We start from the raw sequence: 23,923 nt of genomic DNA, 5'->3' as shown, positions 1-23,923 counted from the left end.
TTAGGTCACTGGCTTACTGCATGGTTGCCTTAATACGCGGAGTTAATGCACCGTAATCATTGATTGTCTGAAAACTGATATCCCCGGTTACAGCATGCGGGATATCCACCGATACTTCACCTTTTGGCGGCACCATGGTGTTTGGGAGATTGCTATTTCCTGCTTTCATATTTGTTACGGTAATGAAGTAGGGCGTTGGATTAATAAGAGTGAGTTTGCTACCGCTGCGACGAAACCGAAGCATTGCAGGCGCTTCTTCAGGTGCCATTGCCAGATGCGTGGGGCGATAAAACATTTTTATGCGGCTAATAATTGCCAGCTGTAATGTATTCTCATTCTTCTGGTCTTTTTCCATAGCAGGGATAGCTTTAACATTAACCCAGAACAGGCTTTCACGGTCGCCTGGTAACTGATGATTAGTGGCGTTGATTATCCGAAGCGTATTCTCTTTTTTACCTTGCATGGAAAAAAGCGGTGGGGTAATGACAAACTGGGTATCTTTCTGGTCACCCGCATTTTCTATCCATGACTGAATGAGATAGACACTGGCAGGATCATTATTCGTGACAGGCAATAAAACCTGTTTCTGGTTTGCCGGATAAATTACCCGCGTCGCACCAAGTGCGACAGCTGCGTTGGCAATGGTGCTATGGCAAGCAAAGAGCAATAAAAGTAACACTGTCGCCATAAAGGAAACAGAGTAGGGGGTACGCGTAGTTTGCATCTGATGCATTCTCCATGTGTTAAGAGGATAAGCGGGGAAACCGTTACATCAGACAATCGGTAAATATTGCTAATGCATTGGCGAGTCGCCGGTTTTCCAGACTTAATGCGTTTGTAATAAATGTTGGTTCTCTTTTGATAGGAAAACCTTGCTACCAAGTAAATATTTTAAATAACAGCAAGTTTAACTACTGTTGTTTATTGATCGTTTAGATATTATGTGATTTTTCATACCGCTCCAAAATACAAACCATTTTTCATTAATAATGAGATGAACATTGGTGAATTTCTCGGGTGTGCGTAGCCATGCCACACACACCCTGTTTCAATTTCAGATGACGCATAGTCACCTTAAGAGTGAATTATAGATATTGAACTTTGAAGGTCGCATCAGCGTTTGCAGTACCAGCTACTGACTGCCCGAGAGCAATATAACGAGCCTGGAACGGCAGTATATTCGTGCCATCAATCAAGTCAGTTTTAGCGCTAAAAGTAGCACCATCAAGTACTAATACCTCCCCTGTACTGTCCAAAATTTGGATACCGACATTTTGGGCAGAGCCTGCCGCTGAACTCTGCAGCGCTAATGTATCGTCATTACTGGTGACAGTAGTACCCAGGAATGCAACAGCTGCATTACTGGAAACATTGGTATCACAATCATTCAGCTTGATATTGAAGCCAACGGCGGAGCTGAGGTCACCCGCTTTAGCCAGGCGAGAAGAACGAACCTGACCCAGCTCAACAGTTTGGTTCATTGATTCTGAATCAATCGCACAAGCGGCATTTACCACTTCACCTTTAAAATGAATTACACCGCCATTAACAGTGGTCGTTACTGATTCATCACCCTCGGCTGCGCTTACCGCAGCAGACGACATCGCCAACACAGAAACGACAATAATACCGACATGTTTGAGTTTCATAATTCTCCAAAATTTATATTTAAGTAGCTGAATAAAGAGAGTTAACAATTAAGTTATTCTGTTATTGCTTATAAAACAAGAATCATTCTTGATTGGATGTTGCCCTGAGAATATAGTTTCCATGGTTATTACATTTCACGAAGAATGATAATATCTTTAAATTACAAGGACACCTATTCACAACAAGTTTATTGCTGCACTTGTTGTAGAGAGTATTTGTAAAAACATTTTATGTCGCTAAATAACATGACGATTTCATTATGCATGTTATTTATAAACAGCGACTAAACAGAATATTATTGCGAACAAGGGAAGTGTCAGGAAAGGTCAAGAGGTACTAATAGTTTATATGGCTATAAACATTAGCTATGATTAATATTTGCCTGGTGAAACTAACACCAAATTGCTGTAACTCTCTTTGAATCATAAACTGAAGGATGATGCAGCACAGTTCCTCGTGGACTATCCTGGCTACTACATGACCAAACGCGGATATCATCCTCGAGCAGTCAACTCTGGCCATCTTTTTACTCAGCTATGAGGACCTGATCGTCGACTTTGCTATCTGCATGATGAATCTCCTCAGCAGCAGATGCAGTATTTACCGAAATGAATTCCATGAATAATGCAGTAATTAGTAGTGCTTTCATATCTGATACCTGTTTTAAACGATATATTTGAAAGTTGACGAATATCGGAAATAGCTTCCTCCTTCTTGATCTGTAAATATACAGTTCTAAGCTGTCATAAGACTGACTGTCATATGACAACGTTGTTAGATTTTTGAATTTTTCGAATACAGATTCAGGTCGTTAATAACGCACTCAGGTTCTTCAGTAAGGGGCATATTGTCTATATCGAAAACCCCATCATTTTTTTGTGGATTATCATTCCGCAGCTCTGCAAACAGAGGAGTGAGATCCTGCTGTGCTTCTCCTCGCTCTGCGACCAGTTCGAACGTTTTATTTTTTGCCGCATCGTTGCTCAGAGCTGTTACAAGAACCTGGGCGATTTGCTCCCGGGAGATAACACCATCTTCCGGCGTTCCCGCATGGCGTCTGTCCCCCTGAAGCATGACGATTCTGTGCTCATCATCATTGTTGTAATCAAACCAGCCGGGTCTGACGATAGTGTAGATATGCCCACTGGCTCTGACCAGGCGTTCAGAGCGTCTCTTCCAGTCATGAACTTCAGTACGTTGATTCCAGCTACTGAGCCGCTCAGTTACGCCAATCGTTGTCATCAGGGCGATGCGAACAGGTGTATCCATGAATATTCGCAAAATGTTACGTACACCGCCGTAATCTATTGCTCTGGCGCCAATACGTCCCTGACCATCAGAGCCGAGTGTAAAAATGATGGCATCAATATCTTTCGGTAAATCGGTAAGTGTTTCAGGTATTGAAACATCGCCATAGAAAATATCTGTTCCACGAGGGAGTAACTTGATTTTCCGCCGATTCCTGACCAGAGTCACGGGCTGATGGCCCATTGCAATAGCAGTATTCACAACATGAATACCAATACTTCCTGTTGCGCCAGCAACGAGTATTCTCATGATAAACCTTCTGATAATTCAGCCTTATTTTTGATACAGCCAGAATATCAATTATCATTATTGCCAGTAACGAGGCTAAAATGATTGTGTCTATGAACACCCTTCATGAATGCGCTTTGAAGGGAATGCTTCTACAAGGAAATCATCAATGCTTAAAGAAAACTTCAACGAACTGCAAATCTTTCTTGTGGTGGCAAGAGAGCGAAGTTTTACCAAAGCAGCGAGCAAACTCGGCGTCTCTCAGTCTGCACTTAGCCATGCAATGAAGGCACTGGAGGAAAGGTTAAATATCCGTCTCTTAACCCGAACTACCCGTAGCGTGGCCCCCACGGAAGCAGGGGAGAGAATTATTGCCTGTCTTGAGCCACGTATAGATGAGCTTGAGCGCGAGCTGGAATCACTTATCCAACTGAATGGCGCGCCATCCGGGAATATTCGTTTATCAGCCGGGGAACATGCTGCACGCAGTCTGGTCTGGCCGAAGTTAAAATCGTTCCTCAGAGAATATCCCGAAATCAATGTCGAACTGGTGGTGGATAACGGTTTTGTCGATATTGTTGACGGTCGTTTTGATGCCGGGATCCGGCTGGGTGAAAGTGTGGATAAGGATATGATTGCAGTGCGAATTGGGCCGGATATGCGGATGGCCATGGTGGGATCGCCGGCGTATTTTGCTGCAAACCCTGCGCCTGAAACGCCTCACGAACTACAAAATCATCGCTGCATCAATAACGTAACGTGGATAAACCTGCGAATCGTATTGAAGATATCCACGGTATGGCTGATTTCATCAGCCAGTATCCTGGTGTTGATAGCACCCGTATTGGTTTGTTGGGGATTTGCGGGGGAGGAGGGTATTCACTTGCTACCGCCGAGACGGACAAACGATTCAAATCGATTGCAACCATTAGCATGTTTAATTCAGGACTTGTACGGCGCAATGGTATGCAGGATTCACAGTTGGATACTATTCAACAACGTCTTAAGCAGGCTTCAGATGCACGAGCTCAGGAAGTCGCCGGTAGCGAAGTGCTTTACTCCGGTGATGCCAACCTGACTGATGAACAGATCGCTAAATTACCTTTTGCGTTATATCGCCAGGGCTACGAGTACTACTGGAAAACCCACGCACACCCAAACATATTCAGAAGCGTGAGGGATATAGTGCCATCAAAGCGCTGGCTGCTGTAAACAACGCAATTATCCAACTCATGGTCTATGGTGTGCCATCACTGAACAGAGGTTGAATTTTTCTACCGAAACGGGAGGGAAGTCAGAAATCACAACGTATTGATTTATCTGTGTGTGGATGTGAATGGTGAAGTAAAGGACCTTCACAGGCAATTTAACATAATATACATTATGCGCACCAACATAAACCAAGGGAGAATCCAGTCGTTGGCGGTTCATGATTGTTCTGCTCATTAACAACGACCAAAACCCCATATCTTACTTAATACCGTATTCTCGGCTTAACCGACCGTGCAACCTCAACACATTGGTTTCAACTGCCGTCACCACGTTCTCCGGAAAATCTGTCGGTAATGAATTCTTCACGTTATCCAGTGCTGCCGGAATCATTCTGGCAAAGTCACTCAGGATTTCATGCATCTGCACTTCCGGGAATTTCAGCACCTTTGCTGTCGCCAGAAAATGTCGCGGATAAATTTTATCGATTGCCGTTTTTTTGCCTTTGGATGCGTTAAGCCCCATTGCCAGTTTGAGATCGCTGATGTGTATTCCCGTACCGCCAAGGACCGGAAATGCCGAAATGATGTCATAAAATGGTGTGAGCCGATAACTGCCGCCAGCCTGAATAAATACGGAGAAGTTTTTTGCATGGCCATCTGTTGCGCCAATCAACCACTGGAAGACCTGAAACTTCATAAAATCATAGCGATCTTTCAGCGCCTCGCTGGACCCCATCAAAAAAGCCATAATTTGCGCGATACCGGGGCCTCCATCTGATTCATATTTCACCGATGAAGGTAAACCGAATGTCTGGCACATATCCTCCTGTGGCAAGCGAAGTAAAACCGTTCGCTCAGTATTCCAACGCCTGTCAAAACGTTTGACCGCTAACGCGCGCACCCTTCCCGCTTTAATGATTTCTGCGTCCGGAACATTCAACCCGAGTTCTTTCGCCAGCAGCAAACAGTAATACTCATTATCAACGCTTTGGCTAAGATCGAGCGTCGCATTGGGCTGTCTGATTTCGCCAATCGGCAATTTGATAATGTGCGTCGTTGGCGTTATTCCCTTCGGAATGCACCAGTCATTGCCTATTCTGAGCAGCGCAGTCTTCTCCTGTGCGCCAGCAACCGAGATGCGAAAGTCATTTTCTTCTCTAATCATGCCTAACGGGATATCTGCTTTATAAGCCGTTAATACTTCTTCAAGTCTGGCTTCAGTAAGCTTTTCCCATGCCATTATCGGACACGTTACGGTTTCATCTTCGGGGATTAACGTCACGGCACCAACGCTATCTCGCCCTATTTCTGACAATAAATCAAACGGTTGTCTGGATTTAGCATGATAACGTTTAACGATCCGGTCACGTACAATCGGGCTATCGGGTAACAGGTTATCGAAGAAGTTAAATACGGCATCAGAGGTGATATTCCCCCTCTGCAATGGCAGCGAAAGTGACAACGGTCTGGCATAACGGCTGGCTAACCACTCAGGTGCATACTTAAAGGTGTGCGCGCCGTTGGCTAACTTCGTTAACTCGCCTACCCGCTGGTTGTTCATCCAAGTGACTAGTTTAGGCATTACCACTCCAAATCTTGCTGTTCTGCTGCTTCTGGCGAGGCATTTTTCGCGTCGCATAGCGTCATTGAGAGTTCAAGCGACTGTAAAATCTTAAAAAATGTCGTGAGCGAGGTATTGTCAGGATTGTTTTCGAAATTGGAAATTGTCGCCTGCTTAATGCCGATTTTTTTCGCCAACTCGCTCTGCGTCCAGCCGTTTTGCTGGCGAACCAGTTTCATTGCATTCGCCAATTGCGTTGGGCTATAGATCTTCTGAAAGCTCATCATGTCATACGTCCACAGCAAATTTATCCGCTTAAGGGGATATTATCAGTTTTATCCTTTAGTGAGGATAAAGTCAATCTGGAAACACATCTTATCCGCTCTACGGGATAAACGCTGCGATATCCGCGATCGCGGATAAAAAGGAGGATTTAAAAAAGCACATCCTAATGCGGTGGCTTCTTTGACTACCGGAATCTGTAATCTTAATGACCTGGCCGCGTAAAAAACGTCTGTTCAATGGGGTGATGCCGTGAGGCGAATTTATCAGTTTTATCTACAATTGGGGTAACGCGCTGACGGGAGTAAAAAAATGTCTGACTGGAACCCCTCTTTATATCTGCACTTTGCCGCTGAACGATCGCGTCCGGCGGTGGAGCTGCTTGCCAGGGTGCCGCTGGAGAATATCGAATACATTGCCGATCTTGGCTGTGGCCCAGGTAACAGCACCGCCCTTCTACACCAACGTTGGCCTGCTGCCAGGATAACGGGCATCGACTCATCTCCGGCGATGATTGCTGAAGCGCGCAGTGCTTTGCCAGACTGCCTGTTTGTGGAAGCAGATATCCGCAACTGGCAACCGGAACAGGCACTCGATCTGATTTTTGCTAATGCCTCGCTGCAATGGCTGCCCGACCACTACGAATTGTTTCCTCATTTGGTTTCGTTACTCAGTCCGCTGGGCGTGCTGGCAGTACAGATGCCAGATAACTGGCTGGAGCCGACCCATGTGCTCATGCGCGAAGTTGCCTGGGAACAAAACTACCCGGATCGCGGGCGTGAGCCGCTGGCTGGCGTTCATGCTTACTACGATATTCTGAGTGAAGCCGGATGTGAGGTCGATATCTGGCGAACCACTTACTATCACCAGATGCCGTCGCACCAGGCGATTATCGATTGGGTGACCGCCACTGGATTACGTCCGTGGTTACAGGATCTGACCGAGAGCGAACAGCAGCATTTTCTTACGCGCTACCATCAGATGCTGGAAGAGCAATATCCCCTCCAGGAGAACGGACAGATATTGCTGGCATTTCCGCGTCTGTTTATTGTTGCCCGCCGTACGGAGTAATTATCACGTCAGCTGGTAATGGCGATCGGGAAGAATTTTCGCTGGAATTTCTGCTTCATCGTTCATCTGTAACAGGTCAATTTCAATAGCGTTGCAGATGGCATCCAGCGGTAAATCATTGTTTTCATTACCGAAGGGATCTTCCAGTTCTTCCGCCAGACAATCCAGCGAAATAAAAGTGTAGGAAATCAGCACAGAGATAAAAGGCGTCATGTAATGCAGGTCCACGACCAGCGCAAACGGCAGCATGATACAAAACAGATACACGGTGCGATGCAAAATCAGGGTGTAGGCAAAGGGAATTGGCGTATAGGCAATGCGCTCGCATCCTGCCAGGACCGCTGAAATATCATTAAGCCGATCGTTGAGGCTAATAAACAGGATATCTGAAAGTTGTCCATTGCGTCGCTGAACCGCCAACCACTCCCCCATTATTAACAAGATGTGGTTAGCTGGAGAGTTAGAAGCCAGTACACGCTGAAGATCTTCAGTCTTGAGATAATGAGCCAGCACTTCCGCCTGTGGCTGTTTGCGTAATGTCATGCGTAAACAGTGGGCGAAGGCGATTTGCAGCCGGGCAAACTCCCTTACACTTGCCGAATCCGGCAATGTCGTTTTTACCTCGCGCAGTAACGACCGCGAGGCAATCATCAACTGCCCCCAAAGTTTTCGCGCTTCAACGTAACGGGCGTAACCGGCATTATTACGAAAACCAAGAAAAATGGCGATGGCGACACCGAGAATGCTGAACGGTGCGAGGGTGAATTTAATGCCCAAATGCGTGTACCAGGGCAGCATGAAAATAACAGCGATAGAAAAGAGAAAATTGAGTAGTAAGCGCGAGGATATCTTGGATAATACTGAACCGTGCCAGACAAAAATACGGCGCAGCCAGTGTTGTTGTGGACGAACAATCATGGTTATCTTCAGGCGTGGAAAAGTCGCCCTATTAAACGTGATTACGATCACATTCTCAAGACACTACTTACAAATTACCTACAAGCTTACAATATTAACAGGTGCTGCATGTGGCACCTGTTAATGATAAAGACGCATAGGATGTTGTAACTAATATAGTGAAATAAGAAACCCGGTCGAAACCGGGTTCAGAGTATTAGCACAACGGGCGTACAGCTTCGCGCATCCCTTTTTCGAGAATCGCATCCAGGTCATTAGCAACCTGCTCGACCAGACCAGGCACTTGCGTCAGGTCCTGCTCCCAGTGGTCTTTTTCTGCCAACACAATCGCTACCAGTTCCTGGGTCCCGATAACACGGTCACGATACTGGCTCCAGAGTTGCTGATAACGTTCCAGCCAGTGTGCATCGTCCTGTACCGGATATGTTTCTCCATTACGCTCACCGCGATAGAACGCAATCAATGCCGCTAATGCGAAAGTAAGGCGCGCCGGAAGTGTGCCGTTTGCCTTCTGCCCTGCCAGCAGCTGCGGCAGGATGCGTGTGCGGAACTTGGTCATACCGTTGAGCGCGATAGACAGCAGTTGATGCTTGATGTACGGGTTACGGAAACGTCCGGTGACTGCACTGGCGAAAGACTCCAGCTCATCGCGTGGCAAATCCAGTACCGGAATAATTTCTTCGTAGATGGCTTTTTCAACGAATGCGCAAATTTCAGCATCGTTCATCGCTTCACCTACGGTATCCAGCCCTGCCTGGAACGCCACCGGCACCAGCGCGGTGTGCGCACCGTTGAGGATTGCCACTTTGCGTTCTTTATACGGTTTAATATCGTCAACGATCAGCACGTTGAGCGGATATTTGTCCAGACGAAGTTCAGTCGCTAAGGATTTCGGCCCCTGAATCACAAACAGGTAAAAGTGTTCAGCGGTGTCGAGGAAACCATCGTGGTAGCCCAGTTCTTCTTCCAGTTTAGCCACTTCATCACGCGGATAACCGGTAACGATACGGTCCACCAGCGTAGAACAGAAGCTGTTAGCCTGATCCAGCCATTGAATAAATGCTTCTGGCAGTGCCCACTCTTGCGCATAGCGCAGCACCAGTTCACGCAACGCGTCGCCATTATAGTCAATCAACTCACACGGGATGATGATCCAACCTTTATCCAGCGCACCGTTGAAATGGCTAAAACGTTCGAACAGCAGACGGGTCAGTTTTGCCGGATAACTTACCGCTGGCGCGTCATCGAATTTATCGCCCGCATGGTAGCTGATACCCGCTTCGGTGGTGTTAGAGAAAACAAAGCGCATTTCCGGGTTGTGAGCCAGTTTCAGGAATTCATCGTATTCACTGTAGACGCTGATTTCACGATTAACCGAGCGAATCAGACGCGCGTCGCTGACCGCTTCACCCTTCTCATTCAGGCCACGGATAATGGTGGTATACAGACCATCCTGCGTGCTCAGTGACGGCGGGAATGAAGTTTCAATCGGACGAACAACGACCACGCCAGAATTCAGATTGGTGTGCTCATTCAGGAGATCGATTTGCCAGTCAACAAAGGCGCGCAGGAAGTTACCTTCACCAAACTGAATGATACGTTCTGGATACTGTGCACCGGGAAAATCGCGACGATTTAGTGTTTTCACAATGGGTTCCCTTCTGATTAGTCATACAACCTGTTTGAATTGGTACGACAGGTTAGCAAACTTTAATACGACGAACCCTTGTTTTGATCAACTACTGATGATTAATGAGCAGTTTTATGAGAAAAGTGTGGCGCGGATCATGGTTTAATCGAGGAAACAGGCCTTTTCTTGGATCATAAAGTGGTAGAACACATTGCATTTAATTCGCTCTGAGTAAATAAAGATGTCAGACAACTTCCTCACCGTAACGCATAGTGCTGGTACGGTTGCGCCCATCTTTCTTCGAGCGATACAGACACGTATCGGCTTCGACCATCAATTTATTAAAGTCATCGGTCAGCGTTCGGTACGATGCGCAACCACTACCGACGCCAATACTTACCGTGAGATAAAGCGTTTTTTGTTGCCAGGTGAACGGTTGAAGTTCTACGCCTTTACGGATTTTTTCCGCCATTAGCAGGCCATCGACAGGATTCACCGACGGCACTGCAACAGCAAATTCTTCGCCGCCCATTCGCGCCACCAGCCCCTTATCACCGACAATCTTCTGAATATGCTGGGCAAACACGCTTAACACTTTATCGCCACATTCATGTCCATAGTTATCGTTAATGCTTTTGAAATAGTCGATATCAAGCAGCATGACCGTCAGATGTTGTGTCTGTTTCAGCGATGGACTTTTCAGCGCCTCATAAAGACCAGACCGTGAGTAAACCTGAGTCAGAAAATCAAAGTCGGCTCGCAGCGCAACTTGCTTCATTAGCGAATTGATCGCTGCCACGCTAAAGGAAACCATAATTGGGCATATCGCCATCGTGGCAATACCGAGACGTGCGGAGAACATTTGCGGAATAGAGAACGGCGAACCGACCGAGATATCAATCACCGAATTTGCCACCAGTACGACTTCCACCGCACCGGTGACAAAGGTCAACAGACATGTTACCTGCGGCGTATAGCGCACTGCACACCAGATTAATGCAGGGAGCGGAAACGCCAGACTCCCCGCTCCGCCAATGACTACCGAGGCAATAACCGACACAATAAGCGCGATAGCAGGCATCATCTGCTCTGCTTTAAAGCGCGGCAGTACTCCAGGAATTGCCAACGTCAGCATACAAGGCACGATCAACACGCCCGTTGAGAATTGCTCACTAAACCAGTCGGCAAGCAAAGGCCAGAAATCCAGACTATCAATACTGACCGAACCAATCGCCCCGACAATAGCGCATAATAATGCGGCAAGCAGACAGTAATTAAATAGCCGTAAGGCACTTACTGGCTCATACTTATTTTTTCCCAGACGCTTATCCCCCGCGACCAGTAAGGCGACGGTAACAATAAACATCATATTGGAGAAATTGATAGCCAGTGAAACCAGCCCCCATTCGGTGGTTATGGCATCATAAACCAGCATCGCCACATAACTGATCGCATAGTAATGCAGTCGATTAAGCCAGACATAGCGGGCAAACACCCCCGCCATTACGCCATTCAGCGGCCAGAAAAGAGAAAGTTCGTGAACCAGCCGTAACTCTGCACCAATAAAATAGAACAGCGTGGTTAGCACAAAAATAGCGATGCTATTACGTAGCAGATGACCTTCCTGGAACAAACGGAAAGTTGAAATGGGCTGTACATGCATTAATTATCTGTCCATACAATTGCGGGTGGCAATTATCTCAACGCAATAAGTAAATTCTTAGAAAGGATAGCATGTTCGCTGACAACGGCGGCAACTAAAGATACCTAATGAATGCCATTTTATCGATTTCCGTAATTATCATGGCTGATTCATCTGTATAACCAGCCAGTGGTAGATTACCGTCACAATATAACGTTGTTGCTCCTCACTTAACGCTTCCCCCTGAGGAATGTTATGCCACTTAGCCAGACAACCGCGACAACAGGTCGCGGTGGCGTGTTGAGCGATAAAAACCGGATGCCCGCGCATGGGGGTTTGCTTACCGTCGTTAGCCGGTAATGCCGGAGCAAGACGTTTAGCGACAAAATCCGCCGCATGTTGTTCAATGACTGGCGCGCCTTTCTCCAGACAATACTGACGCTCTTTCACACCCAAACGAAAGCGAGAGCGAAATTTTGAACGGGATAAACGCGCGAAGAGTGGATCGAGAGACTGCATTAATAAACTGAACGCCCTAATTGTTTCGTCAATTGTTCAAGGACGGCAATGCCCGCAAGCGAGTTACCGGCATCATCCAGTTCCGAACTCCAGACTGCGATGGCCATTTCATGCGGAACAATCGCCACAATACCGCCACCAACGCCAGATTTTGCCGGTAGTCCCACCCGCCAGGCAAACTCCCCCGCGTTCTGGTACATACCGCTGGTCGCCATCAGCGCGTTAATTTGCCGCGCCTGCATTGGCGTCACCACAGGTTCATCAATATGAATAGCTTTCCCCTGATTCGCCAGAAAGACAAACGTCCGGGCCAGCTCTACACAGCTCATTTTCAGAGCGCAGTAATGAAAGTAGTTTTGCAGAACGGTTGTCACGTCATGATGGAAATTGCCAAACGACTTCATCAGCCAGGCGATAGCCGCATTTCGCGCGGAATGTTCAAATTCGGAACGCGCTACCACCGTATCGTAGGAAATATCAGACACACCACTTAAGCCGCGCACGACTTCCAGCATACGTTGCCGAGGTGCGCTTAATCGCCCTTGCAACATATCGCAGACCACCAGCGCACCGGCATTAATAAACGGATTACGCGGAATACCCTGCTCCATTTCCAGTTGCACTAAAGAATTGAATGGTGATCCAGACGGATCTTTGCCGACGCGTTGCCAGATTTCCTCTTCGGAGTAATGACGCATGGCGACAACGAGACTCAGCACTTTGGAAATAGACTGAATGGAAAAACGTTCTTGCGCGTCTCCGGCCTGAAAAAGCTGTCCGTCAACGGTACAGATAGCAATCCCCAATCGGGAACCGTCTACCGTAGCCAGCGCCGGAATATAATCCGCGACTTTACCCTGACCAATGAGCGGCCGCACTTGCCGCAAGATGTTTTCTAAAATTGCATTATCCATGGCGACTGCCACTTTCTACTCCTGGACCGCAGGTCTGAAAAGACCTGCGAGTATATCAGAGCTGAATATGTAGCGTCAGATCCGGTCTTTCCACACCGTCTGGATATTACAGAATTCGTGTAAGCCAAAATGGGAAAGCTCACGCCCAAAGCCACTCTTCTTCACGCCACCAAAGGCGACTCGCGCATCGCTGGCACAATAACCATTGATAAACACCCCACCGCATTCCAGACGTGCCGCCATCTGTCTGGCCTGTGTTTCGTCGGTGGTGAAAATGGTCGCTGAAAGGCCGAACTCACTATCATTAGCCAGTTCCAGCGCATGTTCTGCATCTTTCGCAATGGTGATTGCCGCAACGGGGCCAAACATTTCTTCCCGAAACGCGGTCATTTCTGGGGTAACATTCGCCAGAACCGTTGGCGGATAGTAGTTACCTGCCCCAGCCATCTTTTCCCCGCCCAGTAACAAACGCGCACCCTGCGCCAGTGTTTTTTCCACCTGATGATGCAGCTCATCACGTAAATCAAAACGAGCCATTGGTCCGAGAGCGTTCTCTTCATCACGGGGATCGCCCATTTTCAATGGCTGCCGCAGCTGCCACAAAACGTTCGGTAAATGCCGAAGCAATTCCCTCTTCGATGATAAAGCGTTTTGCCGCTGCACAAACCTGTCCGGTATTCTGATAACGTCCGGCTACCGCCGCTTTCACCGCCAGTTCCAGATCGGCATCGTTAAGCACAATAAACGGATCCGAACCACCCAGTTCCAGTACGCATTTTTTCAGTGCCGCTCCAGCCTGTGCGCCAATAGCCGCTCCAGCACGAACACTTCCGGTCACTGTGACAGCAGCAATGCGCGAGTCTTTAATCATCAGACTGACACCGTCGTTGTCGGCATTCAGCCAGCCATATACGCCTTGTGGGATACCCGCATCTTTAAACACCTGGGCAATGAGCTGTGCACAGCCCATCACATTCGGCGCATGTTTAAGTAAGTAGCCGTTACCAGCAAGAATGATGGGAACAGCACCACGCATCACCTGCCATAACGGAAAATTCCACGGCATAATCGCCAGAATCGTCCCCAACGGTCGATACTCAATAACCGCCTGCTGATTTTCCACCAGCGTAGGTTCCGCTTTCAGCATTGCTGGACCATGTTCTGCATACCAGTCACACAAATTCGCCGATTTCGCCACTTCAGCGCGCGCCTGGTTGATTGGTTTGCCCATTTCACGGGTGATCATTTGCGCCATTTCTTCGCTACGGGCGCGCAGAGCCTTACCGATATCACGCAGTTTTTCAGCACGATAATCTATATTTGCCTCGCGCCAGTCGCGAAAGCCTGCTGCTGCCAGCTGAAGCGCGTTTTCGATATCGTCAACACCAGCCCACGGCAGCACAGAAAGTTGTTCACCGGTGGCAGGATTTATCGAAATTGCATGAGTTGCCGGAGTAATGGTCATCGGGGTATCTCCTTTATGAGTCATGGTATGAAGATACGCAGATTTACTCTTGCTTTAAAATGAATAATATTAAGCCACTTATTCACGAATCGAGAATGTTATGGATCTGACCCAACTGGAGATGTTCAACGCGGTTGCCGAAGCTGGCAGCATTACCCAGGCTGCAGCAAAAGTGCATCGCGTGCCGTCGAATCTCACTACCCGTCTACGTCAGCTTGAAACAGAACTAGGGGTTGATCTGTTTATTCGCGAGAATCAGCGTTTACGTCTCTCGCCTGCCGGGCATAACTTTTTACGCTATAGCCAACAAATTCTCACGTTAGTGGATGAAGCGCGGAGCGTTGTCGCTGGCGATGAGCCGCAAGGTTTATTTTCTCTGGGATCGCTGGAAAGCACCGCTGCAGTGCGCATTCCGGCCACGCTGGCGGAATTTAACCGTCGTTATCCCAAAATTCAGTTTTCACTTTCCACCGGCCCTTCCGGCACTATGCTGGAAGGTGTGCTGGAGGGAAAACTGAATGCGGCATTTATTGATGGGCCCATTAACCATACTGCCATTGACGGGATACCGGTATACCGCGAGGAACTGATGATCGTCACGCCACAAGGACATGCGCCAGTAACCCGTGCCAGTCAGGTGAATGGCAGTAACATTTATGCCTTCCGCGCCAATTGTTCGTATCGTCGCCACTTCGAAAGCTGGTTTCATGCTGACGGTGCCGCTCCGGGAACTATTCACGAGATGGAGTCTTATCACGGGATGTTGGCCTGTGTGGTCGCAGGAGCAGGCATTGCGCTTATTCCACGCTCAATGCTGGAAAGTATGCCGGGGCATCACCAGGTTGAAGCGTGGCCGTTAGCTGAGCAATGGCGTTGGTTAACAACCTGGCTGGTCTGGCGTCGTGGTGCGAAAACGCGTCCGCTTGAGGCATTTATTCAACTGCTGGATGCGCCTGACTCGGCAAAACAGGGTTACCAATGAGCTATTTTTGATAGTTCATACGGCTAATATGCTCTATATAGTGATGTTCCGATGACTTATGACTATATGGGGCAAATATGGTTACGCCAGTAAGCATCAGCAATTACATATCTCTTCCTGATGATTTTCCCGTTCGTAATATTGCACCTCAAGTAAAAGAAGAACAGGCCCCCTTCCTGATCGTCATTAAAATGTGATGTTAACAACTCTCTGATGCGTGACAGAACAACCGTCAGAGAGATGGAAATGCGATCCAGATCACAAATGCATTGTATTCACATCATTAACCGTTTTAAGATCATTTCATCACTTTTTCGCAACTCACCCGATAATCTGTTATGACAACAAACACTGTTTCCCGCAAAGTAGCGTGGCTACGGGTCGTTACGCTGGCAGTCGCCGCCTTTATCTTCAATACCACCGAATTTGTCCCTGTTGGCCTGCTCTCTGACATTGCGCATAGTTTTCACATGCAAACCGCTCAGGTCGGCATCATGTTGACAATTTATGCATGGGTAGTGGCGCTAATGTCATTGCCTTTTATGTTAATGACCAGCCAGGTTGAACGCCGCAAATTACTGATCTGCCTGTTTGTGGTGTTTATTGCCAGCCACGTACTGTCGTTTTTATCGTGGAGTTTTACCGTTCTGGTGATCAGTCGTATTGGTGTGGCTTTTGCACATGCGATTTTCTGGTCTATTACGGCGTCTCTGGCGATCCGTATGGCTCCGGCCGGGAAGCGAGCACAGGCATTGAGTTTAATTGCCACCGGTACAGCACTGGCAATGGTATTAGGTTTACCTCTCGGGCGCATTGTGGGGCAGTATTTTGGCTGGCGAATGACCTTCTTCGCGATTGGTATCGGGGCGCTTATTACCCTTTTGTGCCTGATTAAGTTACTTCCCTTGCTGCCCAGTGAGCATTCCGGTTCATTGAAAAGCCTCCCGCTATTGTTCCGCCGCCCGGCATTGATGAGCATTTATTTGTTAACTGTGGTGGTTGTCACCGCCCATTACACGGCATACAGCTATATCGAGCCTTTTGTACAAAACATTGCGGGATTCAGCGCCAACTTTGCCACGGCATTACTGTTATTACTCGGTGGTGCGGGCATTATTGGCAGCGTGATTTTCGGTAAACTGGGTAATCAGTATGCGTCTGCGTTGGTGAGTACAGCGATTGCGCTATTGCTGGTGTGCCTGGCGCTGCTGCTACCTGCGGCGAACAGTGAAATACACCTCGGGGTGCTGAGTATTTTCTGGGGGATCGCGATGATGATCATCGGGCTTGGTATGCAGGTTAAAGTGCTGGCGCTGGCACCAGATGCCACCGACGTCGCGATGGCGCTATTCTCCGGGATATTTAATATTGGAATCGGCGCGGGTGCGTTGGTAGGTAATCAGGTGAGTCTGCACTGGTCAATGTCGATGATTGGTTATGTGGGCGCGGTGCCTGCTTTTGCTGCGTTAATATGGTCAATCATCATTTTTCGCCGCTGGCCAGTGACACTCGAAGAACAGACGCAATAGTTGAAAGGCCCATTCGGGCCTTTTTTAATGATACGTTTTAATGATTTCCAGGATGCCGTTAATAATAAACTGCACGCCCATACATACCAGCAGGAATCCCATCAGACGGGAGATCGCTTCAATACCACCCTTGCCCACCAGCCGCATAATTGCGCCAGAGCTGCGTAGACTTCCCCACAAAATAACCGCCACCAGGAAAAAGATCAGCGGCGGCGCAACCATCAGTACCCAATCAGCGAAGGTTGAACTCTGACGCACTGTGGAGGCCGAGCTAATAATCATCGCAATGGTTCCCGGACCGGCGGTACTTGGCATTGCCAGTGGTACAAAAGCAATATTGGCACTGGGTTCATCTTCCAGCTCTTCCGACTTGCTTTTCGCTTCCGGTGAATCAATCGCTTTCTGTTGCGGAAAGAGCATCCGAAAACCGATAAACGCGACGATTAAGCCGCCTGCAATTCGCAGACCGGGAATCGAAATGCCAAATGTATCCATCACCAGTTGCCCGGCGTAATACGCCACCATCATGATGGCAAATACGTACACCGAGGCCATCAACGACTGACGATTACGTTCGGCACTGCTCATGTTGCCTGCCAGGCCAAGAAATAACGCGACAGTTGTCAATGGGTTAGCTAACGGCAGTAACACCACCAGCCCCAGGCCTATTGCTTTAAACAAATCTAACATTGGTGGTTGTTATCCTGTGTATCTGGTTTATCAGCGAAAAGTATAAGGGGTAAACAAGGATAAAGTGTCACTCTTTAGCTAACCTTGCATCGCATTGACCAAAACTTGAACCGATTTAGCAAAACGTGGCATCGGTCAATTCATTCATTTGACTTATACTTGCCTGGGCAATATTATCCCCTGCAACTAATTACTTGCCAGGGCAACTAATGTGAAAAGTACCAGCGATCTGTTCAATGAAATTATTCCATTGGGTCGCTTAATCCATATGGTTAATCAGAAGAAAGATCGCCTGCTTAACGAGTATCTGTCTCCGCTGGATATTACCGCGGCACAGTTTAAGGTGCTCTGCTCTATCCGCTGCGCGGCGTGTATTACTCCGGTTGAACTGAAAAAAGTGTTGTCGGTCGACCTGGGGGCACTGACCCGTATGCTGGATCGCCTGGTCTGTAAAGGCTGGGTGGAAAGGTTGCCGAACCCGAATGATAAGCGCGGCGTACTGGTAAAACTTACCACCAGCGGCGCGGCAATATGTGAACAATGCCATCAATTAGTTGGCCAGGACCTGCATCAAGAATTAACAAAAAACCTGACGGCGGACGAAGTGGCAACACTTGAGCATTTGCTTAAGAAAGTCCTGCCGTAAACGAAAAAAGAGGTATGACGATGTCCAGACGCAATACTGACGCTATTACCATTCATAGCATTTTGGACTGGATCGAGGACAACCTGGAATCGCCACTGTCACTGGAGAAAGTGTCAGAGCGTTCGGGTTACTCCAAATGGCACCTGCAACGGATGTTTAAAAAAGAAACCGGTCATTCATTAGGTCAATACATCCGTAGCCGTAAGATGACGGAAATCGCGCAAAAGCTGAAGGAAAGTAACGAGCCGATACTCTATCTGGCAGAACGATATGGCTTCGAGTCCCAACAAACTCTGACCCGAACCTTCAAAAATTACTTTGATGTTCCGCCGCATAAATACCGGATGACCAATATGCAGGGTGAATCGCGCTTTTTACATCCATTAAATCATTACAACAACTAGTTGATAACGTGACAACGTCACTGAGGCAATCATGAAACCACTTTTATCCGCAATAGCAACTGCGCTTATTCTCTTTTCTGCGCAGGGCGTTGCGGAACAAACCACGCAGCCGGTTGTTACTTCCTGTGGCAATGTCGTGGTTGTTCCCACATCGCAGGAACAACCACCGTTTGATTTAAATCACATGGGTACTGGCAGTGATAAGTCGGATGCGCTCGGCGTGCCCTATTATAATCAACACGCTATGTAGTTATTGTCAGGCTCTGATCACAGAGCCTGACATTTCCGTAATATCTTCCTGAAGTCTCATATATTTTCGCCATTGTTGGCGATGAGATCCCGATACCAGTAAAACGATGCTTTACGTATCCGTTCCAGCGTTCCCTTCCCTTCGTTGTCTTTATCGACATAAATCATTCCGTAGCGTTTTTTCATTTCTCCTGTTCCGGCAGAAACCAGGTCAATGCAACCCCACGGGGTGTAGCCAATTAAGTCAACACCATCTTCAACTACGGCTTTTTTCATTTCCCGAATATGGGAGGAAAAGTAATCAATGCGATAGTGATCGTTCACCGTGCCGTCAGCTTGTCTCTGGTCAACCGCACCAAATCCATTTTCGACAATAAACAGCGGCAACTGGAAATGATCCCAGAACCAGTTGAGTGAATAACGTAGCCCTGCCGGATCAATTTGCCATCCCCATTCGGATGTATCGATATAAGGGTTGCTGACCAAATCTCGTGGTTCAACATAATCCAGTTGCGGATTATCTGGCGAAAATTGCGTCGTAAAAGACATGTAGTAGCTAAAGCCGATAAAGTCGACACAACCTCTGGCAAGAATCGCGTTATCATCTGGTGTGATATCGAGGTTGAATCCTTTCCTTGCAAAGTAATTCAGCATATGTTGCGGATAATATCCACGAGCATGAACATCAGTAAACCAGTAACGACGATGCATCGCTTTCGTGGCCATCATCATATCGTTGGGTGCACACGTCAGAGGATAGATGGGGCACATAGCAATCATACAGCCGATATTAAATTCAGGATTGATCAGTTTTCCAGTCTGTACCGCCAGGGCACTGGCAACTAACTCATAATGTACCGCCTGGTACATTATTTGTTCGCGCTCATTGAGATCTTCCTCTGGCGAATACAAGATACCGGAATTAGTAAATGGACACAGGCTTTCGCTGAAATTCACCTGATTATTGATTTCGTTAAACGTCATCCAGTACTTTACTTTTTCTTTATAGCGCGTGAAGACCGTTGATGCGAAGTGGATAAAAAAGTCGATCAGTTTACGGTTTCGCCAGCCACCATATTTTGTCACCAGATGATAAGGCATCTCAAAATGCGAAAGCGTCACCACAGGTTCCATTCCCTGCTTCAGGCATTCATCGAAGAGATCATCATAAAATTGTAAACCCTCTTCATTCGGCTCCTGTTCGTCACCTTGCGGAAAGATTCGTGTCCAGGCAATGGAAGTTCGAAAGCATTTGAATCCCATCCCGGCAAATAACTGAATATCTGTTTTATAGCGATGATAAAAATCAATTGCTTCATGATTGGGATAATTAAGTCCGTCGATAACGCCTTCTGTCACTTCACGCGGCACCCCGTGAGCGCCAGCAGTCATTACATCAGCGATACTGATGCCTTTTCCTCCTTCATTCCAGCCACCTTCCAATTGATGTGCGGCTACCGCACCGCCCCATAAAAAATCTTTTTTAAATCCTGACATACACAACTCCTTAACTAAAATAGATTACCACCAGACTTCCACCTGGATGCCGGCCATAAACTCGTTTTTGCTGTTCTCATTAAACTTAAAATTCGATAATTCGTTATCCAGAATATTGATATACGTCCCGTAGAAGCGAATTTCTGGTCGTGAACCTAAAATACTTTCACCCACTTTCAATGCATGCCAGAGTGTCGTTTTATAAGCCGATTCATTTAGCGTTACCCCCTGCTGAGTTTTGTTCTGTTGCTTAAACCAGCCTAATTCAAGCCCCGTCTGATTCCATGTATTCCAGATCCAGGCCGGTCTTATTACGGTGCGAATACTGTCAAAATCACTATGAGCGCCACTTTCATAACTATAAACATCTTCGCCATGAGAATAGACAAGCGCGTTAGCCATAATAATATTGTCAGTCAGATACATCTCGCCCTGAGAGATTAAACGCCAGGCGATCCCATTGGTATGGTCACCATAGTAATAGCGACCATGCGCCATCGTATTACTGGCATCTGAGAAACTGGCAAAACTGCTGGCATAGGAATTATTGGCAACCTGTAACGTAAATTCATTAAACGTATCGCGTTGCAAGTTTTGCCGTAAAACAGAAGTCAGCATCCAGCTATCTTTCATTTCAAAATAACTGTCGTCATTTTCATTATCTTGTTGTTGATCCGTTTTATTAGGTGCGGAATATTTAGCCATTAATGACAACGTCGCATCATCCCATAACGGGATATTGCGATAACGAACATCCACAGAATTGGTATTCATCTGACTGGTACGCGTAAAATCACGAGAGTAAACATCGACATCATCTCGGCTTAAGGACATATCAAACAGCCCTACACCAAGCGCCCAGTTTTCAATCCCCACACCCGCGGCAACATCCGTGGTTAAGGTTTTCCAGTCCAGCATTTGGATCTCATATTGCGGGAGTTTATGTTTGCCGACCCAGAAGTCTGCCTCTCGTGCGAAGGGTAAAAAACCTCGCGTTGTCAGATAAATATCACTGAACTGCATGATATTTTCATTGGCACTGTCACCAAACCAGGCATCGTTATACTGCTGACCTACGTTTCCATCATAGGTAACGACCGCATTTGCCGTTCTACCGTCCTGATTATAAACACGCTGATTTAAGGTCAGGTCAAACCAACCACTCATCTCGTTACCAAAACGTCCCAGAGAACCCGCTGCATAAGTTTGTGGTGAGCCGTGATTACCGGTGCCCCAGCCTGAGCGGAAGTACCCCTGATAGCTGAATCCAATATCATCCTTTATATATTTACTGATATCTTTCAGGGTCACGCTTTCGATAGTGGTTTTATCGCCTTTACTTTCAATAACGGCAATTTGCTGCGATCCATTTATAGTATGTGCTGCGGCAGACGAGTTCTGTTCACCGTTTTCATTTTTGATGTTATCAGCAACGGGAGATGTCGCTGATATTTCGGCAAGCGAGGCCGATTGATATTTATTTTCTGTGATGCTTTTTTGTAATGTCGAAAGTCGGAATTTATATACTCCCAGTTCATTCTGTGTTGCTTTCAGCTCTTGTTTATTTTGCGACAATTCATTTTCAAGCAATTCAAGGCGCTGCTCTATGGTTAATTTTGTTGCCATCGCGTTCAACGGAAACAATGCTGTAATAATAGAAATAGACAAAAGGCTGACGTTAAGCGTCTTTATATTCATAACTTATCCTTAAGAGTGTAGTAATTTCCTCCAGATATCGCACTGGAGAAAAAATCAGGCATGGAGCTCTTTTCTTAATGAAATAATTTCCCTGGCTAAATCCTGGCATAATATTGCATTCATCAAATGATCCTGTGCATGTATCAGAATTAAATTAACTTCTATTTTGCCACAGCCTTCATCCTGACTAATTAACGCGGTCTGAATCTTATGCGCCTGAAGACAGGCAGATTCAGAGCTGGCCATTAGTTTAGTTGCGCCCTGCCAGTCTTTTTGCCCGGCACAACGTATGGCTTCCATCGCATCAGAACGAGCCTGTCCCGCGTTGATCAGTAACTCCATAACAAGTTCTTCATCTGCAAACATCACAATCTCCTTCCTGGGTAAATGGAATTATCCGTTAGTTGTCATGTTATTGACTTTGTTGGCGGCGATAACAAAAGGTAAATAGATCATTGTCGCCACACCTAAACATAAAAAACCAACCAGTAATGCCAGCCAGTTTCCCCCGGTTCCGAGGAAAGCAATTAAAGGTCCGGGCGTAGTCCAGGGCACGGCATAAGCAACCGGTGGAATAATTTCCATCGAAACAAAGAAGTAACCAATGGCACAGTTAACAATGGGAACCATAATAAACGGCACCATCATGATGGGGTTAAGTACAATAGGAAGGCCGAACATTATCGGTTCATTGATATTGAAAATACCGGGGATAAATGACATTTTTGCCAGATCACGGTATTCCGCACGCTTAGAAGCGATAAAAATAGCCAACAATAACCCCAACGTCATACCTGAACCGCCGCAGTTGGCGAATGCATCATTAATAGAAGTCCAGGTAATCGGATATGGCGCGCCCCAGGTAGTGCCGTGTTGAGCGGCCCAGGAGAGATTCTCCAGATTAGCCTCAGAAAAAACGGTTTCTCGAATTGCCGACGTTGTATTAGGTCCGTGGATCCCCAGCACCCAGAGGAAATTACCCACAGCCCCCAGGATAATTACCGCAAAGATATTCGTTCCCATATGTTTGAGCGGCGTCTGGATTAATGTGTAAATGAGATCATTTAATCCTGCCGGGGATATCAATGTCAGGCAATAATTAAGTGCGGAAAAGAACACCATGACAAAAAATATTGGCAATAAAACTTTAAATGAACGCGCTACCGCAGGAGGTACAGCTGCCGGCATCGTTATGGTGATTTTGGGGTTTCGAGCTAAGCGACAAAATATTTCACTGGTGATCAATGCAACGATAACAGCAACAAACAACCCCTGCGCGCCGAGATATTTGGTCGTCAGGAATGCCTGCCCATCTATCATCTGGTATGGGGTATAAACAATAAAAAATGCTCCTATTGCCGTTAATCCGCATAAAAGATCATCTTGCTCATAGCTAATCGCCACATTCCTGGCGACCAGGAAAGCAATCATAATTGACATGATATTTACAGAACCATTCATTACCGGAGTAAAAATAGCTTGTGCTTTTTCAAGGTTGGGGAAAATGCTGTTCAGATGCAGTAATCCGGCAATAAAACCGTCGGGCGATAATATGGCAAAGTTAATTAATATAATTAATGAGCTTGCCATGATAATTGGAAACGTAAAAACGAATCCATCTCTCACCGCTGCAACATGTTTTTGTGAGTTTAACTTGATAGCAACTGGAACAAGAAAACGTTCCATTCCACGTTCGAATGATGCCATTAATCCCATTTTTTTATACCTGTTGTCCTGGATATTTATACATCCCAATAAAGCATGTATGCCATATCCATTTTATGATGTGTGAAAAGTTAGTTCAGGTAATAGTTTAATAATATTAGATT

The 23,923-nt window shown here is 46.8% G+C and carries 22 protein-coding genes and 4 pseudogenes; 10 read left to right on the top strand and 16 right to left on the bottom strand.

The window, feature by feature from the left end:
• Positions 1-13 precede the first annotated feature (13 nt).
• Together HBM92_RS12125 and fimA are read right to left on the bottom strand one after the other, a co-directional pair.
• Positions 14-724, bottom strand: a complete 711-nt coding sequence (locus tag HBM92_RS12125; protein ID WP_001195181.1) for a fimbria/pilus periplasmic chaperone — start codon at positions 722-724, stop codon at positions 14-16.
• A gap of 361 nt (positions 725-1,085) precedes the next feature.
• Entirely contained in the window at positions 1,086-1,649 is a 564-nt protein-coding gene (fimA, locus tag HBM92_RS12120) for a type 1 fimbrial major subunit FimA (protein WP_001327671.1), read from the bottom strand.
• Positions 1,650-2,073: 424 nt separating this feature from the next.
• Here fimA and HBM92_RS25335 point away from each other — a divergent pair.
• Positions 2,074-2,172, top strand: a pseudogene (locus HBM92_RS25335) (hypothetical protein); the annotation flags it as partial.
• Between the two features lie 252 nt (positions 2,173-2,424).
• On the opposite strand, the gene HBM92_RS12115 reads toward HBM92_RS25335, so the two are convergent.
• Positions 2,425-3,207, bottom strand: a complete 783-nt coding sequence (locus tag HBM92_RS12115) for an SDR family oxidoreductase (protein WP_001221834.1) — start codon at positions 3,205-3,207, stop codon at positions 2,425-2,427.
• A gap of 148 nt (positions 3,208-3,355) precedes the next feature.
• Between HBM92_RS12115 and HBM92_RS12110 the strand changes: the two are divergent.
• Positions 3,356-3,937 (top strand): annotated as a pseudogene (locus HBM92_RS12110) (LysR family transcriptional regulator); the annotation flags it as partial.
• A 47-nt stretch (positions 3,938-3,984) separates the two neighbouring features.
• Positions 3,985-4,398 (top strand): acetylxylan esterase, encoded by a 414-nt coding sequence (locus HBM92_RS12105; RefSeq protein ID WP_000753076.1) that lies wholly within the window; start codon positions 3,985-3,987, stop codon positions 4,396-4,398.
• 258 nt (positions 4,399-4,656) lie between these two features.
• On the opposite strand, the gene hipA is transcribed toward HBM92_RS12105, so the two are convergent.
• Positions 4,657-5,979 (bottom strand): type II toxin-antitoxin system serine/threonine protein kinase toxin HipA, encoded by a 1,323-nt coding sequence (gene hipA / locus HBM92_RS12100; RefSeq protein WP_001125431.1) that lies wholly within the window; start codon positions 5,977-5,979, stop codon positions 4,657-4,659.
• On the bottom strand, positions 5,979-6,245 hold the full coding sequence (gene hipB, locus HBM92_RS12095) for a type II toxin-antitoxin system antitoxin HipB (protein ID WP_001304368.1): 267 nt from the start codon (positions 6,243-6,245) through the stop codon (positions 5,979-5,981). The genes hipA and hipB overlap by 1 nt, the downstream gene beginning before the upstream one ends.
• A gap of 307 nt (positions 6,246-6,552) precedes the next feature.
• On the opposite strand from hipB, the gene tam reads away from it, so the two are divergent.
• A complete protein-coding gene (gene tam, locus HBM92_RS12090) occupies positions 6,553-7,311 on the top strand; it encodes a trans-aconitate 2-methyltransferase (protein WP_001286540.1) in 759 nt (252 codons plus the stop codon).
• Between the two features lie 3 nt (positions 7,312-7,314).
• On the opposite strand, the gene HBM92_RS12085 is transcribed toward tam, so the two are convergent.
• The 6 genes and pseudogenes from HBM92_RS12085 to sad form a co-directional block, all read right to left on the bottom strand.
• Positions 7,315-8,229 (bottom strand): bestrophin family protein, encoded by a 915-nt coding sequence (locus tag HBM92_RS12085; RefSeq protein ID WP_001443133.1) that lies wholly within the window; start codon positions 8,227-8,229, stop codon positions 7,315-7,317.
• Between the two features lie 196 nt (positions 8,230-8,425).
• The gene (gene uxaB / locus HBM92_RS12080) at positions 8,426-9,877 is read right to left on the bottom strand and encodes a tagaturonate reductase (protein WP_000854660.1); all 1,452 of its coding nucleotides are present in this window, start codon (positions 9,875-9,877) and stop codon (positions 8,426-8,428) included.
• Between the two features lie 226 nt (positions 9,878-10,103).
• Positions 10,104-11,522, bottom strand: coding sequence for a diguanylate cyclase (locus HBM92_RS12075; protein ID WP_000558447.1), 1,419 nt, complete (start codon positions 11,520-11,522; stop codon positions 10,104-10,106).
• A 138-nt stretch (positions 11,523-11,660) separates the two neighbouring features.
• Entirely contained in the window at positions 11,661-12,020 is a 360-nt protein-coding gene (locus tag HBM92_RS12070) for a DUF4186 domain-containing protein (protein ID WP_001191031.1), read from the bottom strand.
• The gene (glsB, locus tag HBM92_RS12065; RefSeq protein WP_000257410.1) at positions 12,020-12,946 is read right to left on the bottom strand and encodes a glutaminase B; all 927 of its coding nucleotides are present in this window, start codon (positions 12,944-12,946) and stop codon (positions 12,020-12,022) included. The genes HBM92_RS12070 and glsB overlap by 1 nt, the downstream gene beginning before the upstream one ends.
• Before the next feature lie 63 nt (positions 12,947-13,009).
• A pseudogene (gene sad, locus HBM92_RS12060) lies at positions 13,010-14,399 on the bottom strand (succinate-semialdehyde dehydrogenase).
• A 100-nt stretch (positions 14,400-14,499) separates the two neighbouring features.
• Here sad and ptrR point away from each other — a divergent pair.
• From ptrR to ydeA, 3 genes and pseudogenes are all read left to right on the top strand, one after another.
• On the top strand, positions 14,500-15,381 hold the full coding sequence (gene ptrR / locus HBM92_RS12055) for a putrescine utilization regulator PtrR (RefSeq protein ID WP_000366517.1): 882 nt from the start codon (positions 14,500-14,502) through the stop codon (positions 15,379-15,381).
• A gap of 77 nt (positions 15,382-15,458) precedes the next feature.
• Positions 15,459-15,560, top strand: a pseudogene (gene yneK / locus HBM92_RS12050) (putative protein YneK); the annotation flags it as partial.
• A 159-nt stretch (positions 15,561-15,719) separates the two neighbouring features.
• On the top strand, positions 15,720-16,910 hold the full coding sequence (ydeA, locus tag HBM92_RS12045) for an L-arabinose MFS transporter (protein WP_000210774.1): 1,191 nt from the start codon (positions 15,720-15,722) through the stop codon (positions 16,908-16,910).
• Between the two features lie 24 nt (positions 16,911-16,934).
• Here the strand turns inward: ydeA and marC are convergent, their stop codons facing one another.
• Positions 16,935-17,600: an NAAT family transporter MarC gene (marC, locus tag HBM92_RS12040; RefSeq protein ID WP_000885042.1), complete on the bottom strand. Its 666-nt coding sequence runs from the start codon at positions 17,598-17,600 to the stop codon at positions 16,935-16,937.
• A 211-nt stretch (positions 17,601-17,811) separates the two neighbouring features.
• On the opposite strand from marC, the gene marR reads away from it, so the two are divergent.
• From marR to marB, 3 genes are read left to right on the top strand one after another with little or no spacing between them, the layout of a single operon-like run.
• Positions 17,812-18,246, top strand: a complete 435-nt coding sequence (marR, locus tag HBM92_RS12035; protein WP_000843419.1) for a multiple antibiotic resistance transcriptional regulator MarR — start codon at positions 17,812-17,814, stop codon at positions 18,244-18,246.
• A 20-nt stretch (positions 18,247-18,266) separates the two neighbouring features.
• Positions 18,267-18,650, top strand: a complete 384-nt coding sequence (gene marA / locus HBM92_RS12030; protein ID WP_000091198.1) for an MDR efflux pump AcrAB transcriptional activator MarA — start codon at positions 18,267-18,269, stop codon at positions 18,648-18,650.
• Positions 18,651-18,681: 31 nt separating this feature from the next.
• Positions 18,682-18,900, top strand: coding sequence for a multiple antibiotic resistance protein MarB (gene marB / locus HBM92_RS12025; protein ID WP_000803537.1), 219 nt, complete (start codon positions 18,682-18,684; stop codon positions 18,898-18,900).
• A gap of 56 nt (positions 18,901-18,956) precedes the next feature.
• On the opposite strand, the gene HBM92_RS12020 is transcribed toward marB, so the two are convergent.
• The 4 genes from HBM92_RS12020 to HBM92_RS12005 are packed head-to-tail and all read right to left on the bottom strand — an operon-like array spanning position 18,957 to position 23,810.
• Positions 18,957-20,396: a 6-phospho-beta-glucosidase gene (locus tag HBM92_RS12020; protein ID WP_000012597.1), complete on the bottom strand. Its 1,440-nt coding sequence runs from the start codon at positions 20,394-20,396 to the stop codon at positions 18,957-18,959.
• A 24-nt stretch (positions 20,397-20,420) separates the two neighbouring features.
• Positions 20,421-22,094 (bottom strand): carbohydrate porin, encoded by a 1,674-nt coding sequence (locus HBM92_RS12015; protein ID WP_001022801.1) that lies wholly within the window; start codon positions 22,092-22,094, stop codon positions 20,421-20,423.
• 54 nt (positions 22,095-22,148) lie between these two features.
• Positions 22,149-22,460: a PTS lactose/cellobiose transporter subunit IIA gene (locus HBM92_RS12010; RefSeq protein WP_001304363.1), complete on the bottom strand. Its 312-nt coding sequence runs from the start codon at positions 22,458-22,460 to the stop codon at positions 22,149-22,151.
• 27 nt (positions 22,461-22,487) lie between these two features.
• Positions 22,488-23,810 carry a PTS sugar transporter subunit IIC gene (locus tag HBM92_RS12005; protein ID WP_001304362.1) on the bottom strand — a complete coding sequence of 441 codons (1,323 nt, stop codon included), beginning with the start codon at positions 23,808-23,810 and terminating at the stop codon, positions 22,488-22,490.
• Between the last annotated feature and the right edge of the window lie 113 nt (positions 23,811-23,923).

Origin of the sequence: Escherichia sp. E.sYA108 (genome assembly GCF_011754335.1) — a bacterium.
Taxonomy (GTDB): Bacteria; Pseudomonadota; Gammaproteobacteria; order Enterobacterales; family Enterobacteriaceae; genus Escherichia; species Escherichia coli.
The sequence above is the reverse complement of the archived record's forward strand: the minus strand, read 5'-3'. Positions and strand labels throughout refer to the sequence as shown.

What these genes read in the sequence shown, in the direction of transcription:
- fimA (WP_001327671.1), bottom strand. Translation starts at nt 1,649, where the DNA reads ATGAAACTCAAACATGTCGGTATTATTGTCGTTTCTGTGTTGGCGATG.
- HBM92_RS12010 (WP_001304363.1), bottom strand. Translation starts at nt 22,460, where the DNA reads ATGTTTGCAGATGAAGAACTTGTTATGGAGTTACTGATCAACGCGGGA.
- marC (WP_000885042.1), bottom strand. Translation starts at nt 17,600, where the DNA reads ATGTTAGATTTGTTTAAAGCAATAGGCCTGGGGCTGGTGGTGTTACTG.
- HBM92_RS12115 (WP_001221834.1), bottom strand. Translation starts at nt 3,207, where the DNA reads ATGAGAATACTCGTTGCTGGCGCAACAGGAAGTATTGGTATTCATGTT.
- HBM92_RS12075 (WP_000558447.1), bottom strand. Translation starts at nt 11,522, where the DNA reads ATGCATGTACAGCCCATTTCAACTTTCCGTTTGTTCCAGGAAGGTCAT.
- HBM92_RS12105 (WP_000753076.1), top strand. Translation starts at nt 3,985, where the DNA reads ATGGCTGATTTCATCAGCCAGTATCCTGGTGTTGATAGCACCCGTATT.
- hipA (WP_001125431.1), bottom strand. Translation starts at nt 5,979, where the DNA reads ATGCCTAAACTAGTCACTTGGATGAACAACCAGCGGGTAGGCGAGTTA.
- HBM92_RS12125 (WP_001195181.1), bottom strand. Translation starts at nt 724, where the DNA reads ATGCAAACTACGCGTACCCCCTACTCTGTTTCCTTTATGGCGACAGTG.
- HBM92_RS12005 (WP_001304362.1), bottom strand. Translation starts at nt 23,810, where the DNA reads ATGGGATTAATGGCATCATTCGAACGTGGAATGGAACGTTTTCTTGTT.
- ptrR (WP_000366517.1), top strand. Translation starts at nt 14,500, where the DNA reads ATGGATCTGACCCAACTGGAGATGTTCAACGCGGTTGCCGAAGCTGGC.
- hipB (WP_001304368.1), bottom strand. Translation starts at nt 6,245, where the DNA reads ATGATGAGCTTTCAGAAGATCTATAGCCCAACGCAATTGGCGAATGCA.
- ydeA (WP_000210774.1), top strand. Translation starts at nt 15,720, where the DNA reads ATGACAACAAACACTGTTTCCCGCAAAGTAGCGTGGCTACGGGTCGTT.
- HBM92_RS12085 (WP_001443133.1), bottom strand. Translation starts at nt 8,229, where the DNA reads ATGATTGTTCGTCCACAACAACACTGGCTGCGCCGTATTTTTGTCTGG.
- marB (WP_000803537.1), top strand. Translation starts at nt 18,682, where the DNA reads ATGAAACCACTTTTATCCGCAATAGCAACTGCGCTTATTCTCTTTTCT.
- marA (WP_000091198.1), top strand. Translation starts at nt 18,267, where the DNA reads ATGTCCAGACGCAATACTGACGCTATTACCATTCATAGCATTTTGGAC.
- HBM92_RS12020 (WP_000012597.1), bottom strand. Translation starts at nt 20,396, where the DNA reads ATGTCAGGATTTAAAAAAGATTTTTTATGGGGCGGTGCGGTAGCCGCA.
- tam (WP_001286540.1), top strand. Translation starts at nt 6,553, where the DNA reads ATGTCTGACTGGAACCCCTCTTTATATCTGCACTTTGCCGCTGAACGA.
- HBM92_RS12015 (WP_001022801.1), bottom strand. Translation starts at nt 22,094, where the DNA reads ATGAATATAAAGACGCTTAACGTCAGCCTTTTGTCTATTTCTATTATT.
- HBM92_RS12070 (WP_001191031.1), bottom strand. Translation starts at nt 12,020, where the DNA reads ATGCAGTCTCTCGATCCACTCTTCGCGCGTTTATCCCGTTCAAAATTT.